We start from the raw sequence: 16,738 nt of genomic DNA, 5'->3' as shown, positions 1-16,738 counted from the left end.
AAATTACATGGAAGAGAATAACTTGAACAGGGAAAGCGAGTCCGAAAGTATAGATGTAAAAGTATTAGTTGAAAAATTTATCACCCGTTGGCGCTGGTTTGCGGTGTCGGTGCCTCTGTGTTTGGTCATCGCTTTGTTGATATGCCAGAGCCGGGTACCTATCTACAACGTGACGGGTAAGGTGATGATCAGCGACTCGAAAAAGGGGGAGCTGGGAACGAACGTGATGATGAAAGAGCTGGGCTTGGCGGCGGCGGACATGTTCGTGGAGAATGAGATCGTGGAGCTACAGTCGAAGAACCTGATGCGGGAGGTCGTGGAGGAACTGGACTTGAACGTCTGTTACGTCCGTGAAGGTTTCTTGCGTGATCGGGAACTTTATAACGATTCGCCGGTGAAAGTTCTTGTGGATAATCCCGGGGAGATCCGGGACACGTCTTTTCACGTGTTGTTGGACACGGCGAACCTCGTGATATTAATGAACCTTGACGGGGAGAAAATGTGGAGTGGTCACTACTCGGAGAGCGTTCCTATGGGAGACTATAATCTCTCGATCGAGCCTAACAGGAAAGTTACCTCCAAGGAAAAAATCCGGGTGGACCTGTCCAGTTTTCGGAAAACGGCTAATAGTTTCTCGGGGAACTTGAATGTGCAAATCCTAGTAAAGAACACGAACTCCGTGCTGGTCTCCTTGAAAGATGCCGTACCGGCGAGAGGAATTGCGGTGATTAACGCCCTTGTCAAGCGGTATAACCAGAACGGTATCGATAACAAGAGGATCGTGTCGGAGGCAACGGTGGAGTTCATCAACGAGCGACTGGACGTGATCAACCAAGAGTTGGGAACGATCGAACGACGGGCGGAAGACTTCAAGAAGACGAATAAATTAACGGATATCACCTCGGATGCTGCTTTCGTGATGGAACGCAAGAAACAGTCGGAGGCGGAGTTGATGAAGTTGCAAACGGAGCTGGACGTGTTGCGAAGCATCCGGGCAGCGATCACGCAGAAACGGGCGGAAGAGTTCTCGTTGTTGCCGGAAAACTTGGGCCTCTCGGATGAGAGTTTGAATGCGGGGATCGCTCGTTATAACGAGATGGTGTTGCGCCGGGGCAAGTTGCTGCAGAGTGCCAGCGAGAGTAACCCGATCGTGATCGGGCTGAATACCCAGTTGCAAGGATTAAAAAAGAACATACAGGAAACGATCGCTAACGTGGAGAGCGGCCTTTTGATCAAGCTGAAGAGTGTGGAGAAGGAGAATGCGTCGGTGAACGAACTGCTGACCTCGGTTCCCACACAGGAGAAACAATATCGAGACATCGCTCGTCAACAGGAACTGAAGGAGAACCTTTTCCTTTTTCTGATGCAAAAACGGGAGGAGGCTGAGATCGCAAAATTGATTTATGTGGCGACGGCCAAGATGATAGAGGATCCATCGTCAACTGGCGGTCCGGTCGAACCGAAAAAGGCGTTGATCATGCTCATGGGTTTGTTCTTGGGCGTGGGCATCCCGGTCGGGATTATCTTTTTGCTGGATATGCTGAACGATAAAGTTCGTTCTATCGACGAGGTGAAACGGGCACTACCGTTCCCTGTGCTGGGAGATATACCTGAGCTACCTCAAGAAGAGGTTACCCTGTTACGGGAAAATTTTTCCGTGTCGGAATCAATGCAAGTGATCCGGGAGAAACTGAACTATATGCTGGGCGAGAAAGCTTGTCCCGTGTTGTTGGTGACCTCTGGAGTTCCCGGGGAGGGGAAGACGCTGGTGGCTGCTCACTTGGCGAAGGCTTATGCGAGGGCGGGTAAAAAGACGTTACTGGTCGGTTGTGATCTGCGAAACCCGCAGTTACACTCGTATCTTCATAAGGATTACTCCCGTGGCTTGTCAGCTTACCTAGCAGGAATGGAACCGGAATGGAGACGGCTGGTACATTCGCTAGGAGAAAATTTAAGCGTGTTGTTTGGGGGAGACGTCCCGCCGAACCCGGTAGCTCTGCTTTCAAGTGATAGGTTCAAGACATTGTTGGAGGAGATGAAGGAAGAATATGATTGCGTTATCCTAGATACTCCCCCGGTGGGAATCCTAGCGGATGCCTTGACGATGGTCAAGCAAGCGGACGCCTGTTTGTGTGTCGTTCGCTTGAACGTGTTGCCGCGAGGGGTATTATCTTCCTTGCGAGTACTGGAAAGCGAGCATCACGTGACGAATTGCGGGGTGCTGGTTAACGGGGTGTCTAGGAGAATACACTATTATAAGTACGGTTACGGTAATTATTACAACAAGCAAAATAGATAAGAGGATAAGTTATAATCATGTGGTGGTTTCGAAAACGGGAGAAGATACATTTTGATTATACCCATGATATTCATTCGCATGTTCTGCCCGGAGTAGATGACGGGGTTAGGACTTATGGGGAGGCAATCATGGTGTTGAAAGGCTTATCTAGTTTGGGCGTGAAACGAGTGACATGTACTTCCCACGTTTATTTTCCTGCCTTGATGAATGGACGGGAAAATCTTCATCCCTTGTTGGAAGATCTTCGAGCTGGTTTGCAAAAGGAGGGAGTAGAGATAGAATTGGATTTGGGAGCCGAGTATCGTGTTGGGGAGTACATGTTGAGTTTGATTGAACGGGGAGAGATCCTGTCCGGGGACGAGAAACGGGTACTGGTGGAGCATAACTTTTTATCTCCCTCACCTTTTTTTGATCAAGTGGTGTTTGAATTACAGACTAGGGGATACGAGGTGGTGTTGGCTCATCCGGAGCGGTACGTTTTCTGGGAGGATAATATCGTTCGACACGGGGAGGAGTTGAAGAACAAGAATTGTCGGTTACAGGTGAATATTCTGTCGTTTGCGGGGTATTATGGGAAGGAGGCGCAACGGGGTGCGGAAAGGTTGCATGATGCGGGGTTGATTGATTATTGTGCGGGGGATGTGCATGGGATGAGATATGTGGAGGCGATTAAGAGATATTTGAATGGTTAGAATATTTTTTATTACGAGAGGCTTTTGTCAAATATGTAATTATAATAATATCTGTATTTATGAAAGGAATAGTGTTAGCAGGAGGTTCAGGAACTCGTTTATATCCTATAACGAAAGGGATAAGCAAGCAATTATTGCCGGTTTATGATAAGCCGATGATTTATTATCCAATATCTGTATTAATGCTAGCTGGAATTCGAGATATATTGATAATTTCTACTCCGCAAGATTTGCCTGGATTTTGTCGTTTGTTGGGGGATGGCTCTGATTACGGGGTGCGCTTCGAATATGCCGAGCAGCCCAATCCGGATGGTTTAGCTCAAGCTTTTATTATTGGAGAGAAATTTATTGGTAATGATAGCGTTTGTCTCGTGTTGGGTGATAACATATTTTATGGGCAAGGTTTTCGTCCTATGTTAGAAGAAGCGGTTAATCTTGCAGAAAAAGAGGGTAAGGCTACGGTGTTTGGTTATCATGTAGAAGATCCGGAACGTTATGGTGTGGCAGAATTTGATGGAGACGGTAATGTGTTAAGTATTGAGGAAAAACCAGAAAAACCAAAATCAAATTATGCCGTGGTGGGTTTGTATTTTTACCCTAATGAAGTTATTAATATAGCTAAAAATATAAAGCCTTCTGCAAGAGGAGAATTAGAGATTACAACGGTGAATCAAAGTTTTCTTGAGAGTAAGTTGTTAAAATTACAGGTTTTAGGGCGCGGTTTTGCTTGGTTAGATACAGGGACGCATGATTCTCTATCAGATGCCTCTATTTTTGTCGAAGTAATTGAGAAAAGACAAGGATTGAAGATTGCTTGTTTGGAGGCTATTGCTTACCGGGAAGGGTGGATCGATGAATTTAAGTTGAAAGAAGTGGCAGAGATAATGAAAAAAAATCAATACGGGCAATATCTTTTGAAAATAGTGAATGAGAAAAAATAGTTTGAAAATGGAGAGTGTGCGAAATATCTTGATCACGGGTGGTGCAGGCTTTATAGGGAGTCACGTGGTGCGTTTATTTGTAAATAAATATCCTCGTTATCATATAGTTAATTTAGATAAATTAACCTATGCGGGGAATTTAGGTAATCTTAGAGACATTGAGAGTAAGCCAAATTATACGTTTGTTAAGGCTGATATTTGTGATTTTGACTTTATTCTTGATGTGTTCAAGAGATATAATATAGATGGAGTGATACACCTAGCTGCCGAGAGTCATGTTGATCGAAGCATAAAAGATCCATTTACATTTGCGAAGACAAATGTGATGGGAACTTTGTCGATGTTGCAAGCTGCTAAAATTTATTGGGAAAGTTTTCCAGAGAAATATGAGGGGAAACGTTTTTATCATATTTCGACAGATGAAGTCTATGGGGCTTTGGAAATTACTAGACCCCAAGGAGATTCCAATAGTGGTGAATGTGGAGGAGGCCCTTTTGGAGATAAATTCTTCACAGAAGATACTAAATATAATCCACATAGTCCCTATTCTGCAGCTAAAGCGGGGTCCGATCATTTTGTGCGTGCTTTTCATGATACCTATGGAATGCCAACAATCGTGACGAATTGCTCAAATAACTATGGACCGTACCAGTTTCCAGAGAAATTGATTCCCTTGTTTATTAATAATATTCGTCATCGTAAACCTTTGCCTGTATATGGCAAGGGAGAAAATGTGCGTGATTGGTTGTATGTTGTTGATCATGCCAATGCGATTGATTTAATCTTTCATGAGGGTAAAATAGCAGAGACTTACAACATTGGAGGTTTCAACGAGTGGAAGAATATTGATCTTATAAAGGTAGTTATTAGAACTGTCGATCGAATCTTGGGACGTCCAGAAAATGCTGATATGGATTTGATAACTTTTGTTACAGATCGAGCCGGACATGATATGCGTTATGCTATTGATTCCACAAAGTTAAAGAAAGAATTGGGATGGGAACCGAGTTTGCAGTTTGAAGAAGGGATAGAGAAGACTGTGAGATGGTATCTTGATAACCAAACTTGGATGAATAATATTACTACTGGGGAGTATGAGAAATATTATGGGGATATGTACGGAAATAACGAAAGTATTTAATAATTGAAACTTAAATTTTGTGCTATAAATGAATAACTTTCTAAGTTAAATGCTCTTCTTGATACAAAGGAAAATAGTGGAGATATTAAAAAAAATATATATAAAAAGATATACAAGAGATTTTACACTTCGACTATCGGCTTCTGTAATATCTACAATTGTTAGCAAAGTATTGCTTTTGCCAGTATTGGCTCTAATGTTTTCGGAGGAAGAATACGGTCTGATGCTAACAATAATTGGTATAGAAAGTTTGATTTCTCTCGTTTTTGGGAATACTCTTTATACCGTGAGAATGATTATGCATAGTGAATATGAGAAGTGGGGACTTGTTGGTGATTTTAATATTTTAGCAATAGTTACTTCGTCACTTGCGGGAATTCTCGTAATTCCAGTTATTTTTCTTTTTCCCGATATTGCATTGCTTGATAAAATTTTTCTTGTCCCATATGTTATTCTTGCTACAATAAATCTATATTTTACTGTATATTACTCAATAACGTTAAGATTTAAAGACGGTTTATATCAAGCGATGGTTACATCTATAGGTTTGTTGATGGGAATACCTATTGCATGGGTTTTGCATTCTTGGGTCGTTTGTTATTTAAGCTCGGCTATTTTTGGTTTTGTTTACTTGGTATGGCGAACAGATATAGTTCGGGAATCATTGAAAAAGACGTTATTATTCAAAACAACATTGAATAAATACTATTTACTTATGATTGCAACAATATTTAGTGGTGGCATCGTATATTTAGATCGTTTTATTCTTTACCCAATGATTGGTGCATCTGCTGTTACTATGTACATAACAGCGTCCTATTTCGGAAAGTCTATAAGTGTTTTAGCTCAACCGGCATCGAATGTAATGCTTAGTTATTTCTCACAGGGAGATTTTAATTTTTCGATGAAAAAATACTATTTGATTAATTTGTTAATAATAGTATCTTTTTCTATCTTTACACTGATAGCGTTATTTTTTGGGGAAAGTATAACACGACTTCTTTTTCCTAAACTTGTGGAAAGTGCAAGTCCATATATTTTTATTGCAAATTTATCTGCTGGAGTTTCGGCATTAACACAATTAATTAAACCTGTGGCGTTAAGATTTGCAGAAACAAAATGGCAAACGGTAATTCAATTTCTATATATATTAATATATTTAATATTTGGTGTATTGTCTTTACATTTTTGGGGGCTTATAGGATTTTGTTATTCTGTTTTAATTGTAAATGTTTTACAATTTGGCGCACAAAATCTTATTTGCTATAGAGTGATAAAAAATAGAAAGAATTGATGAATTTTGTTCGGGTAAAAGAAAAATCTAATAACTATACAGTAGCCTTTTTCTTGTATGCGACATTGATTGTTGATCTTATTCGAAAGATAGGGTGGGGTAATGTTCATGTGGTGCGAGATGTTATTTATATACTAGTGTTTTTGTTTATAATATGTAGTGTATATCGCTTGAGAAATTTGGTGGCTGCTATGTTTGTGGCATTGGGCGTGAGTTGTATTTATATTGTAAGTTTTTTAATTAATAGTAGTTATCCAGAATTGTATTTGACATCATGGACTCTTTTTATTATGCGTTTATGGCCTGCTTATATTATAGGCCGATATTTAAAAGATTGGGATAGTGTATTAAATGCAGTTAGGCATTTAATATGGATTGCCTTTATTTATTCCATTTTGATAATAATTTCTCCTGAAGTAACAAAAGCAAGTTATATTACTGTTGCATCGAATTTAATATATGTAGTATTATTGGCTACTTATAGTAGTGTAAAACAAGGTAAATGGTTTAGCTTGTTATTATGTGTTGTGTGTTGGTTACCTATGTTATTATATGGAAGTCGGACAATGTTATTTGGAATATTAGGAGTGTTTTTCTTATCTTTTTTATTGTCTTTGAAACGAATGTCATTTGGTAAGCAATTGGTAGTTATGACATTGTTGATTGCTTGTGTGATTATTATTGCTATTAATTTTGATACATTGTTTAAATGGCTATATGATGTTTTCCCGACCTCAAGAACACTGCAATATTTAGTCGCAGGCGATATTTTTGATGATTCGAACAGGTTTGTTTATTATGATAGGATTAAAAATTCTTTAAGTTTATATCCATTTAAAGTGTATGGTTTTTTAGGTGACCGTATTTATTATGCTGAACAGAGTGTGGATATTTTGTCTGTTGGAGAAATAGAGAGTATGTATTCACATAATGTTCCGTTAGAATTATGTATGAATTTTGGTCTGTTACCAGGAGTTTTTTTGAACTTATATTTCATGTATAAAATTGTAAGATGTTTTGGAATGTTAAGTAAAGGCAATGGTGGAGCGTTCCAAATAGTATTTGTGATATTTTTAGGAGTAACCTTGGTAAATATGATCGTTTCAGTGTCTTATCTAAATGAGTATTCCATATGGTTAATTATTGGTCTTGTTTTTCATATACTTGGGCGACATAATACAAAGGAGTTTTGTCAATTGAAATGTTAAATTTAATCAAATATAGATGTCTGATTGTAAGATTATAACACTCCCTAAGATATTGGATAAACGGGGAAATCTTTCTTTTATAGAACAGTTAAATCACGTGCCCTTTGTGATTAAACGTATTTATTGGATCTACGATGTTCCTGGAGGTGAAGGGCGAGGTGGACATGCTTATAAAGAAAATCAAGAATTTATTGTTGCGTTGTCTGGAAGTTTTGATGTGATTATTGATGATGGTAAAGAAAAAGAAGTCGTTACATTGAATCGTTCTTATTATGGACTTTATGTGCCTAAAGGTTTTTGGCGTGAAATTAATAACTTTTCTACGAATTCATTGGCCTTGATATTATCATCTACAGAATATGATAAATATGATTATATATATGATTATAATGAGTTTAAATTAAGTAATCTATGAAGAGGTTAAGTACAGTATATGATTGTACAATAATTGAGTTAGATAAACATCATAGCGAGAGAAAAGGGAATATAAGTGTGATAGAAAATGATAAAACTATTCCTTTTGAAGTCAAAAGAGTTTATTATTTGTATGATATTCCAGGAGGGGAAGAACGTGGAGCTCATGCTCATAAAAAATTGCAACAATTAATTATAGCTGCTAGTGGAAGTTTTGATGTAATACTAAATGATGGCAATGTTAAAAGAAGGTTTACTCTTAATCATCCTTATCAAGGATTATATGTGAAACCTGGAATATGGCGTGATTTGGGAGAATTTTCATCGGGAGCAGTATGTTTGGTATTAGCTTCAGAAGTGTACGATGAAGCTGATTATATCAGAGATTATAACGATTTTTTGAATTATAAAAATAGATGATACATCCTTCTTCAGACGTAAAGTCAATACAAATTGGTACAAACACCAATATTTGGCAGTATTGTGTCATATTCCAACAAGCAGTCATCGGTGACAATTGTAATATTTGTGCTCATGTTCTTATTGAGAATGATGTTCGTATTGGTAATAATGTTACAGTTAAGAGTGGAGTACAGATTTGGGATGGCGTTACCATAGAGGACAATGTTTTTATTGGCCCTAATGTTACATTCACCAATGATCTTGTTCCACGTTCTAAAGTTTATCCGGGACATTTTACCAAGACATTGATAAAAAAAGGAGCTTCAATTGGTGCAAACTCTACAATAGTGGCAGGTCATATAATTGGCGAAAATGCTTTAATTGGGGCGGGTAGCGTAGTGACAAAAGATGTTCCTGCAAATACAGTTTGGTTTGGTAATCCTGCAAAAATGAGAGGAATAATACTTGAAAATATGAAAATAGAATACATAAATAATACTGATTATCAGTAATTTAATTGGGAGAGATAAAATAATATTTTCTCTTTCTTGTTCGTTGGTTGCATAATCATCAAATCAACGAATAAGATATGAAATTCAATAATATTAATGTTTCGATAGGTCGAAACGCCCAAATAGGGAAGAATGTAAAAATCGGTGATAATACTACGATATACGATAATGTTGTGATTGGAGACAATACAATTATTGCTAATGATTGTATTATTGGAGAGCTGTTGAATTCTTACTATGATGACATTGAGAATTATAAAAATCCGGAGACTATAATAGGTGCCAATTCTTTAATTAGAAGTCATTGCATAATATATGCCGGTAATAAGACGGGCAATTTTTTGGGATGTGGACATCGAGTGACGATTCGGGATTATACAAAATTCGGTAATCATTGTAGTTTTGGCACGTTAGATGATATTCAAGGATATTCAGAGTTTGGAGATTATTGCAGACTACATAGTAACGTTCATATTGGACAGCATTCAAAATTAGGTAATTTCATTTTCATCTATCCTTATGTAATCTTCACAAATGATCCTACACCGCCTTCAAATATCTGCATTGGACCAAAAATTGATGATTATTCGCAAATAGCTACAGGAAGTATATTATTACCAGGTATTAAAATCGGGAAACATTGTTTGATTGGAGCTGGCAGCGTCGTTGGAAAAGATGTTGGAGATTATCAAGTGGTTGTCGGTGTACCGGCAAAAATTGTAAAAGACATTAGAGAAATAAAAGATAGAAAAACAGGTGAAGCTCATTATTCATGGCCTTATCGTTTTACACGTGGGATGCCATGGGCTGAAATGGGTTTTGAAGAATGGAACAAAATAAATGAAAAGCAAATGATTAAATTTTTAGACCTACAAAAAGTAACTTTTAAGTATTCGAAAGAAATACATGAGGCCATCAATAAAGTTGTAGATTCAGGTTGGTATTTGCAGGGGGAAGAAAACAAGAATTTTGAAACAAATTATGCTAAATATATTGGTACGGAGTATTGTGTTGGTGTTGCAAATGGACTTGATGCTTTGGTATGGATATTTAGAGCGTATATTGAATTGGGAATGATGAGACCTGGTGACGAAGTGATAGTTCCTGCGAATACTTATATTGCAACAATATTGTCTATAACTGAAAATGGTTTAAAGCCAATTTTAGTAGAACCTTCGATAGATTCCTATCAAATTGATGATTCTAAGATTGAGGGAATTATTACGTCAAAGACTAGAGCTATTTGTATTGTTCATCTTTATGGACAATGTGCCTATACAGAAAGAATTGAAAGCATTTGTAAAAAGTATAATTTGAAATTAATTGAAGATAATGCTCAAGCACATGGTTGTAAATTTAATGGAAAAAAAACAGGTGCATTAGGCGATGCAGCAGGGCATAGTTTTTATCCAGGAAAGAATTTAGGTGCATTAGGCGATGCGGGTGCAGTGACTACTAATGATGCTTTATTAGCCAAAACAATTCGTTCTTTGGCTAACTATGGATCTGCGGAAAAATATGTATTTCAATATGCTGGGCGTAATAGTCGTTTAGATGAAATACAGGCAGCTGTTTTGAATGTGAAATTAAAACATCTCGATGAAGATATTCAAATACGTAAGAATATAGCTAAATATTATATAAATCATATTCGAAATTCTAAAATAATTTTACCTACTGTTTTTGATGATGATCAGCACGTTTTTCATTTATTTACAATTCGTTGTGCCGAGCGTGATAGACTTCAGCAATATTTAACAGATAATGGAATACAAACCAATATTCATTATCCGATCCCACCTCATAAGCAGGAATGTTATAAAGAATGGAATGAAATGTCATTACCGATCACAGAAAAAATTCATACGGAAGAATTAAGTTTACCGATAAGTCCTGTGATGTCTAAGTATGAGATAAATAGAATTATAGAAGTCATCAACAATTTTATGTAATGATGAAATATAAAATTAATGTATTGATTATTACTTATAATCAAGAGGGTGTAATTGGGCGTGCATTGGAATCTGTTCTGATACAAAAAGAATGGGGATTAAACCAAATTATAGTATGTGATGATTGTTCTACAGATAATAATTGGGAGGTAATTAGTAGATATGTTGAAATGTATCCCAATATAATTACAGCTTATAAAAATACGTCTAATTTAGGTATTTATGGTAATTGTGAAAAATTGGTATCGTTAAGGGGTAATGCAGATTTGTTTTATATTTTGTCTGGAGATGATGCTCTTTGTGACGGATTGTTTAGGCATGTACATTTGCTTATTGAGAAGAAACATATAGATGTACAAAATAAAGCAATATCACTATATTTTGACTGGAAAGTTGTAACTCCAAAGGGTAAAATGATTGTTTTTAGAAATGATAAAATAGAAAAAGGAAGAGACCCTTTTCGTCTAAGATATAGACTTTTAATTTATAATCGATCTACATTTATTAATAGCAAAGTAATTAATCAATTTAAACCTGTTCCATTAGATAAAGGTATTACATTATCTGAAGATTTATTTGAATTTCAATATCAACAATATTCAGAAGAGAGTTATTATTACTCATATGTTGGGTCTATGTATTATTCTCAGTTAGGAATTTCAACCAAAATGAGAACTAAGAAAAATATTGAAGAAAATATTTATAAGTGGGAATTTTTTTTAAAGACATTTGATCTCAATAAAAAAGATGTAGCGTATACAAGAATGAAACTGTGTTTATTGAGGTATTCTGTAAAACCAACGCTTATAATGTTTTTGAATGTTTTGTTATATTTTATTAAAAGTTTGGATGTAAAGTTAGGAATAGATTTAAAAAATATTTATTTTTTATTGAGAAGTTTAATAAAATCGCCTTTTTTGTCATGTAAGTAATTAGTAGGTATGTTAAAATATATTTATGGTTTGTTGAAAAATCTATTTAATCCTGCGGTATCTCTATTGGCTAAAGTTGATAATTTATCCCATATTGATCGAAGAGCAAAAATTTATCGTAAAACTAAGGTTTTTAATTCATCCATTGGGAGGTATTCTTATTTGGGACGAGGTTCTTCTTTAATATATGCAGAAGTAGGGCAATTTTGTTCTATTGCAGGTAATACAATTGTAGGTCCAGGTATACATCCATTGAATAATCTTTCTACCTCTCCTATATTTACAGAAAAGATTAATGGAACTTGTCATTCTTGGACAGATAGAACGCCTCAATATCCTTATAAAAAGGTATTTATTGGTAATGATGTTTGGATTGGTCTTAGAGTTATTATCATGGGAGGAGTACACATAGGCGATGGGGCTGTAATTGCAGCAGGTACTATAGTGACTAAAGATGTTCCCCCTTATGCAGTTGTTGGAGGAATTCCAGCGAGAATACTTAAATATCGTTTTTCTCAAGAAATAATAAATGAATTATTAAACATTCAGTGGTGGCATCTTCCTGAAAATAAGTTAAGAGATAATATTCATTATTTTCAAACAGATGAAATCTTGATTGATAAGTTGAAAGAATTTCGATCAAAATCTAATTAAAAATTTAATTAATAAATATGAAAATTTCGTTTTCACCTCCAGACATGAGTGAATTGGAGGTGCAAGAAGTGTCGGATACTATTCGTTCTGGATGGATTACAACAGGCCCTCGTACTAAAGAATTTGAACATCTTTTAGCGATGTGTTGTGGAACGGATAAGGTAGTTTGTTTGAATTCTGCTACAGCCTGTATGGAGTTGATATTACGTGTATTGGGAATTGGTCCGGGAGATGAGGTAATTACTTCTGCGTATACTTATACTGCTTCTGCAAGTGTAATTTGCCACGTTGGGGCAAAGCTTGTTTTAGTTGATACTGCACCTAATTCATTCGAAATGGATTATTCGAAATTGGCAGATGCAATAACCGAGAAGACAAAAGTGATTATTCCCGTGGATTTAGGAGGTGTAATTTGTGATTACGATAAAATTTTTGCTGCCGTTGAACAGAAAAAACATTTGTTTTTGCCCAACAATGAGATACAGAAAGCTTTTGGACGAGTGATCGTGTTAGCAGATGCCGCTCATGCTTTTGGGGCAAAATGGCATGGGGAAATGTGTGGGAATATTGCTGATTTTACAAGTTTCTCGTTTCATGCGGTGAAAAATTTGACAACGGCCGAGGGTGGGGCTTTAACTTGGAGAAATATTTCTGGAATTGATAATGATTGGTTGTATAAGCAATTCCAGTTGTTGTCTTTGCATGGGCAAAACAAGGATGCTCTCGCCAAGACTAAATTAGGCGCTTGGGAATATGATATCGTTTATCCGGCGTACAAGTGTAATATGACAGACATTATGGCTGGTATAGGATTAGCACAATTAAAGCGTTATCCCGAAATGTTGTATCGGCGGAGACGGATTATCGAACGTTATAATGAAGTTTTGAAGGAATGTGACGTGCAAGTACTCAATCATTATGGGGAAGATCATTCTTCTAGCGGTCATCTTTATTTAGTACGTTTGTTAGGAAAAGACATAGAATTTCGGAATGAAGTAATCTGTCGAATGGCGGAACGGGGTATTGCTTGTAACGTGCATTACAAACCGTTACCAATGATGACAGCTTATAAAAATCTAGGATTTGATATTAAAGATTATCCTAATGCGTTCGATATGTTTGTGAATGAGGTGACTCTTCCCTTGCATACTTGTTTGTCAGATGAGCAAGTTGAATATTTGCTTTCAAATTTTATGGAGATTATTAATGAGTAATTATGTATAAATGTTTTTTTAAGCGTTTTTTTGATATTATAATAGCTCTACTGTTTTTACCTTTTATTTTGTTTGTTTTTGTCGTGATAGCTCCTATCATTTATTTTACGGATAAAGGACCTGTTTTTTATAATGCAAAAAGAGCTGGTAAGAGAGCTAAGCCATTTAAAATGTTTAAGTTTCGTTCAATGTACGTTAATTCTCCTGATTTGAGGAATGCTGATGGGTCTACTTATAATGGGGAAGATGATCCTCGAGTAACGAGAATTGGGAAAATTTTAAGAAAAACTAGTTTGGATGAATTGCCCCAATTGTTAAATGTATTATTAGGGGATATGAGTTTCGTGGGACCCCGACCAACATTAGCGACAAAAACATGGGATGAACTTGATGACGTGAGAAAAAAAAGAGCGAGTATTCGTCCAGGAATTACAGGATATAGCCAAGCATATTATCGGAATTCAATAACACAAGATGAAAAATTTGCTTACGACGCCTATTATGTAGAGCATATGAGTTTGTGGTTAGATGTTAAGATATTGCTCCAAACTGTAATTTCAGTTATCAAACGTGATCATATTTTTGTTCAACAAAAATGAGTAAACTATTAATTATTGGGGCATCAGTTCTTCAATTGCCCGCAATAAAAAAAGCAAAAGAATTAGGTCATGTGGTAGCAGTTGCAGACTATAATCCTAGTGCGATAGGAATTCCTTATGCTGATAGGTATTATAATGCAAGTACGATAGATGTTGAGGCTATTTGTGATGTGGCAAAAGATTTTAGACCAGATGGGATTATGACGTTGGCTACAGATATGCCAATGCGTTCTATTGCAGCAGCTACGACCTTGTTAGGATTGCCTGGAATATCCATGGATACTGCCGTCAAAACCACGGATAAGTGGGAAATGATAAAGGCTTTTAAAGAACATGATGTCGAATCTCCTTGGTTCTATATTATAGAGAGGGAGAATGATTGGGACTTTGTAAGGAAAAGAATCACAAGTCCGTGTGTGTTAAAGCCAACTGATAATGCAGGGAGTCGGGGAGTTATTCTCGTGGAAACAGTTCAAAAATTGGATGAGGCATATCAATACAGTAAGAGCCAGTCTCGTGGGGGTAAAGTTATTGTTGAAGAATATATGCGGGGTAATGAAGTTAGCGTGGAGGTGATTGTTTACAAGGGAAAAGTTCATATACTGGCAATAACAGATAAATTAACAACAGGAGCTCCTTATTTTGTTGAAATGGGACACTCTCAGCCCTCACGTTTACCTGAAAAAGATTTGTTAAAGATTCGAGATTTAACATCACGTGCAATTAAGGCGGTGGGAATTGAAAATGGACCAGCTCATGTGGAGGTCATGCAGACCAAGCAAGGACCTAAAATGATAGAGCTTGGTGCAAGAATGGGAGGAGATTGTATCACTACGCATCTTGTTCCTTTGTCTACAGGAATTGATATGGTTAAAGCTACTATTGATATTGCGCTTGGAATAGAACCTGATATTATTCCAAAATTTTCAAAAGGAAGTGCGATTCGTTTTTTTAAAGTTCCTTGTGGAGTGATAGAATCAATTGAAGGGGTGGAAAGTTCTCGAAAAACAGAGGGAATAAAAGAAATTATTCTTAATAAAAAAGTTGGGGATATGGTATCGGAAATACATAGTAGTTTAGATCGAGTTGGCTTTGTGATAGCTCAAGGAAAAGATGTATCAGAGGCTATCTCTAGATGTGAAATAAATGGTGTTACTATAAATGTCCGGTAAAATTAAAGTTTTTAAATCTGATATAATATGGAAAATTTGAAGGGTAAACGTCTTTTACTCCTTGGTGGTAGCATGTGGAAAGATGCAATTTCTGATTTTGCAAAAGAAAATGAGATAGTGCTTATCGCAACGGGTAATAATCGGAATGCAGGGATTTTTGAGATTGCTGATGAATGTTACGATGTTGATTCCACGGATTCGCATGGAATGAAATGCCTCATATTAGAGAAAAAAATTGATGGTGTGTATATGGGGGGGAGTGAGCCAGTAATTGCTTCTGCATGCGAATATTTGAACGAATTGAATATGCCATGCTATTGTACAAAGTCTCAATGGGAATTTTTACAAAATAAAAAATATTTCAAGGAAATTTGTATGGCACATGGTTTACCTGTTGTTCCGCAATACAAAATAGCATACGATGAAATTGAATCTAAAGGAGGTAATTTAGATTATCCCGTGATAACAAAGCCTGCTGACGGGTGTGGAAGTTCTGGTTTTTCAGTATGCCGGAATCAAGATGAATTATTGGCAGGGTACGAAATCGCAAAAAAAACTTCCGCTTCAGGAAATGTTCTTGTAGAGAAATTTGTGAAGAATGATGGGATCGTTGTTTTTTATACTTTTAGTAATGGTAAAATGTATTTTTCGGGGATTGAAGATAAATATCCTGTAAAATACGAAAAACAAGGGAGCTATGTTGCAGGTGCTTTCGTGTTTGAGAGTAAATGTAAAGATGAATTCCGCCAAAAATATGAGCATAAACTTCAAGAAATGTTTAATCATATTCAAATAAAAGAAGGCTCAATGTGGATGGAAGTATTTTTTGATGGAACAAATTATTATTTTAATGAAGCTGGATATCGGTACGGGGGATCTGTTTCTATCTATCCTGTAAATTATTTTTATCAAATAAATCAGGTTGCTGCTGATATTTATTATTCTTTAACCGGTAAAAGTTTAATTCATGGTTTCGGTTCTTTGATAAAGAAAAAAATCCCTGCCAAAAAATTTTATGGAATTTATGCTCTTCATTTAAAAGAGGGTAAAATAGAAATGATCGAAGGATTTGAAAAATTAATGTTATTAGAAAATGTTATTGAGCTTCCTATAGCCAAAAGTATTGGTGATTCAATCATTGCGACGGGAACTGTTTCTCAAGTATTTGCATTTTTTCATTTTGTTTTTGATACAATAGATGAATTTAAAGCGACGATAAATCAAGTACATCAATTACTGAAAGTAATAGATACGGATGGAAACAATATGGTAAATCGGATGATTAATATAGAGAACCTTAAAATTTGATTTT

At 36.2% G+C, this 16,738-nt stretch carries 16 protein-coding genes and 1 pseudogene; all 17 read left to right on the top strand.

Going from position 1 to position 16,738, the window contains the following annotated elements:
• Positions 1–7: 7 nt before the first annotated feature.
• The 17 genes and pseudogenes from F1644_RS11855 to F1644_RS11775 all read left to right on the top strand — a co-directional run bounded on the left by F1644_RS11855 (position 8) and on the right by F1644_RS11775 (position 16,734).
• Positions 8–2,299 (top strand): GumC family protein, encoded by a 2,292-nt coding sequence (locus F1644_RS11855; RefSeq protein ID WP_118304609.1) that lies wholly within the window; start codon positions 8–10, stop codon positions 2,297–2,299.
• A gap of 17 nt (positions 2,300–2,316) precedes the next feature.
• Positions 2,317–2,991, top strand: a complete 675-nt coding sequence (locus tag F1644_RS11850) for a tyrosine-protein phosphatase (RefSeq protein ID WP_118304608.1) — start codon at positions 2,317–2,319, stop codon at positions 2,989–2,991.
• 59 nt (positions 2,992–3,050) lie between these two features.
• Positions 3,051–3,932 (top strand): glucose-1-phosphate thymidylyltransferase RfbA, encoded by an 882-nt coding sequence (gene rfbA, locus F1644_RS11845; protein WP_118304607.1) that lies wholly within the window; start codon positions 3,051–3,053, stop codon positions 3,930–3,932.
• Between the two features lie 7 nt (positions 3,933–3,939).
• Entirely contained in the window at positions 3,940–5,073 is a 1,134-nt protein-coding gene (rfbB, locus tag F1644_RS11840) for a dTDP-glucose 4,6-dehydratase (RefSeq protein ID WP_118304683.1), read from the top strand.
• A gap of 76 nt (positions 5,074–5,149) precedes the next feature.
• The gene (locus tag F1644_RS11835) at positions 5,150–6,367 is read left to right on the top strand and encodes a lipopolysaccharide biosynthesis protein (protein ID WP_147344466.1); all 1,218 of its coding nucleotides are present in this window, start codon (positions 5,150–5,152) and stop codon (positions 6,365–6,367) included.
• Positions 6,367–7,575 carry an O-antigen ligase family protein gene (locus tag F1644_RS11830; RefSeq protein ID WP_118304605.1) on the top strand — a complete coding sequence of 403 codons (1,209 nt, stop codon included), beginning with the start codon at positions 6,367–6,369 and terminating at the stop codon, positions 7,573–7,575. The genes F1644_RS11835 and F1644_RS11830 overlap by 1 nt, the downstream gene beginning before the upstream one ends.
• 16 nt (positions 7,576–7,591) lie before the next feature.
• Complete coding sequence (locus F1644_RS11825) at positions 7,592–7,990, top strand: sugar 3,4-ketoisomerase (RefSeq protein ID WP_118304604.1); 399 nt, start codon at positions 7,592–7,594, stop codon at positions 7,988–7,990.
• Positions 7,987–8,409 carry a sugar 3,4-ketoisomerase gene (locus F1644_RS11820; RefSeq protein ID WP_118304603.1) on the top strand — a complete coding sequence of 141 codons (423 nt, stop codon included), beginning with the start codon at positions 7,987–7,989 and terminating at the stop codon, positions 8,407–8,409. Before F1644_RS11825 ends, F1644_RS11820 begins: the two co-directional genes overlap by 4 nt.
• Positions 8,406–8,903: an acyltransferase gene (locus tag F1644_RS11815; protein ID WP_118304602.1), complete on the top strand. Its 498-nt coding sequence runs from the start codon at positions 8,406–8,408 to the stop codon at positions 8,901–8,903. Before F1644_RS11820 ends, F1644_RS11815 begins: the two co-directional genes overlap by 4 nt.
• A gap of 77 nt (positions 8,904–8,980) precedes the next feature.
• Positions 8,981–9,565: pseudogene (locus F1644_RS22740) on the top strand (hypothetical protein); the annotation flags it as partial.
• Positions 9,566–9,754: 189 nt separating this feature from the next.
• Positions 9,755–10,855 (top strand): DegT/DnrJ/EryC1/StrS family aminotransferase, encoded by a 1,101-nt coding sequence (locus F1644_RS11805; RefSeq protein WP_168044080.1) that lies wholly within the window; start codon positions 9,755–9,757, stop codon positions 10,853–10,855.
• Positions 10,855–11,787, top strand: coding sequence for a glycosyltransferase (locus tag F1644_RS11800; RefSeq protein WP_118304600.1), 933 nt, complete (start codon positions 10,855–10,857; stop codon positions 11,785–11,787). The genes F1644_RS11805 and F1644_RS11800 overlap by 1 nt, the downstream gene beginning before the upstream one ends.
• 9 nt (positions 11,788–11,796) lie before the next feature.
• Positions 11,797–12,441, top strand: coding sequence for a CatB-related O-acetyltransferase (locus F1644_RS11795; protein WP_118304599.1), 645 nt, complete (start codon positions 11,797–11,799; stop codon positions 12,439–12,441).
• A 17-nt stretch (positions 12,442–12,458) separates the two neighbouring features.
• Positions 12,459–13,655, top strand: coding sequence for a DegT/DnrJ/EryC1/StrS family aminotransferase (locus F1644_RS11790; protein ID WP_118304598.1), 1,197 nt, complete (start codon positions 12,459–12,461; stop codon positions 13,653–13,655).
• Between the two features lie 2 nt (positions 13,656–13,657).
• Positions 13,658–14,254 carry a sugar transferase gene (locus F1644_RS11785; RefSeq protein WP_118304597.1) on the top strand — a complete coding sequence of 199 codons (597 nt, stop codon included), beginning with the start codon at positions 13,658–13,660 and terminating at the stop codon, positions 14,252–14,254.
• Positions 14,251–15,426, top strand: a complete 1,176-nt coding sequence (locus F1644_RS11780) for an ATP-grasp domain-containing protein (protein WP_118304596.1) — start codon at positions 14,251–14,253, stop codon at positions 15,424–15,426. Before F1644_RS11785 ends, F1644_RS11780 begins: the two co-directional genes overlap by 4 nt.
• A gap of 27 nt (positions 15,427–15,453) precedes the next feature.
• Entirely contained in the window at positions 15,454–16,734 is a 1,281-nt protein-coding gene (locus F1644_RS11775) for an ATP-binding protein (RefSeq protein ID WP_118304595.1), read from the top strand.
• The last annotated feature ends 4 nt before the right edge of the window (positions 16,735–16,738 follow it).

Source organism: Butyricimonas paravirosa, from assembly GCF_032878955.1.
Lineage (GTDB): Bacteria > Bacteroidota > Bacteroidia > Bacteroidales > Marinifilaceae > Butyricimonas > Butyricimonas paravirosa.
Note: the sequence above shows the minus strand (reverse complement) of the source record. Positions and strands in the feature narration are given on the sequence as shown.

Bases quoted from the DNA above. Each gene is read 5' to 3' on its own strand.
- F1644_RS11855 (WP_118304609.1), top strand. From the start codon at position 8: ATGGAAGAGAATAACTTGAACAGGGAAAGCGAGTCCGAAAGTATAGAT.
- F1644_RS11850 (WP_118304608.1), top strand. From the start codon at position 2,317: ATGTGGTGGTTTCGAAAACGGGAGAAGATACATTTTGATTATACCCAT.
- rfbA (WP_118304607.1), top strand. From the start codon at position 3,051: ATGAAAGGAATAGTGTTAGCAGGAGGTTCAGGAACTCGTTTATATCCT.
- rfbB (WP_118304683.1), top strand. From the start codon at position 3,940: ATGGAGAGTGTGCGAAATATCTTGATCACGGGTGGTGCAGGCTTTATA.
- F1644_RS11830 (WP_118304605.1), top strand. From the start codon at position 6,367: ATGAATTTTGTTCGGGTAAAAGAAAAATCTAATAACTATACAGTAGCC.
- F1644_RS11825 (WP_118304604.1), top strand. From the start codon at position 7,592: ATGTCTGATTGTAAGATTATAACACTCCCTAAGATATTGGATAAACGG.
- F1644_RS11820 (WP_118304603.1), top strand. From the start codon at position 7,987: ATGAAGAGGTTAAGTACAGTATATGATTGTACAATAATTGAGTTAGAT.
- F1644_RS11815 (WP_118304602.1), top strand. From the start codon at position 8,406: ATGATACATCCTTCTTCAGACGTAAAGTCAATACAAATTGGTACAAAC.
- F1644_RS11805 (WP_168044080.1), top strand. From the start codon at position 9,755: ATGATTAAATTTTTAGACCTACAAAAAGTAACTTTTAAGTATTCGAAA.
- F1644_RS11800 (WP_118304600.1), top strand. From the start codon at position 10,855: ATGATGAAATATAAAATTAATGTATTGATTATTACTTATAATCAAGAG.
- F1644_RS11795 (WP_118304599.1), top strand. From the start codon at position 11,797: ATGTTAAAATATATTTATGGTTTGTTGAAAAATCTATTTAATCCTGCG.
- F1644_RS11790 (WP_118304598.1), top strand. From the start codon at position 12,459: ATGAAAATTTCGTTTTCACCTCCAGACATGAGTGAATTGGAGGTGCAA.
- F1644_RS11785 (WP_118304597.1), top strand. From the start codon at position 13,658: ATGTATAAATGTTTTTTTAAGCGTTTTTTTGATATTATAATAGCTCTA.
- F1644_RS11780 (WP_118304596.1), top strand. From the start codon at position 14,251: ATGAGTAAACTATTAATTATTGGGGCATCAGTTCTTCAATTGCCCGCA.
- F1644_RS11775 (WP_118304595.1), top strand. From the start codon at position 15,454: ATGGAAAATTTGAAGGGTAAACGTCTTTTACTCCTTGGTGGTAGCATG.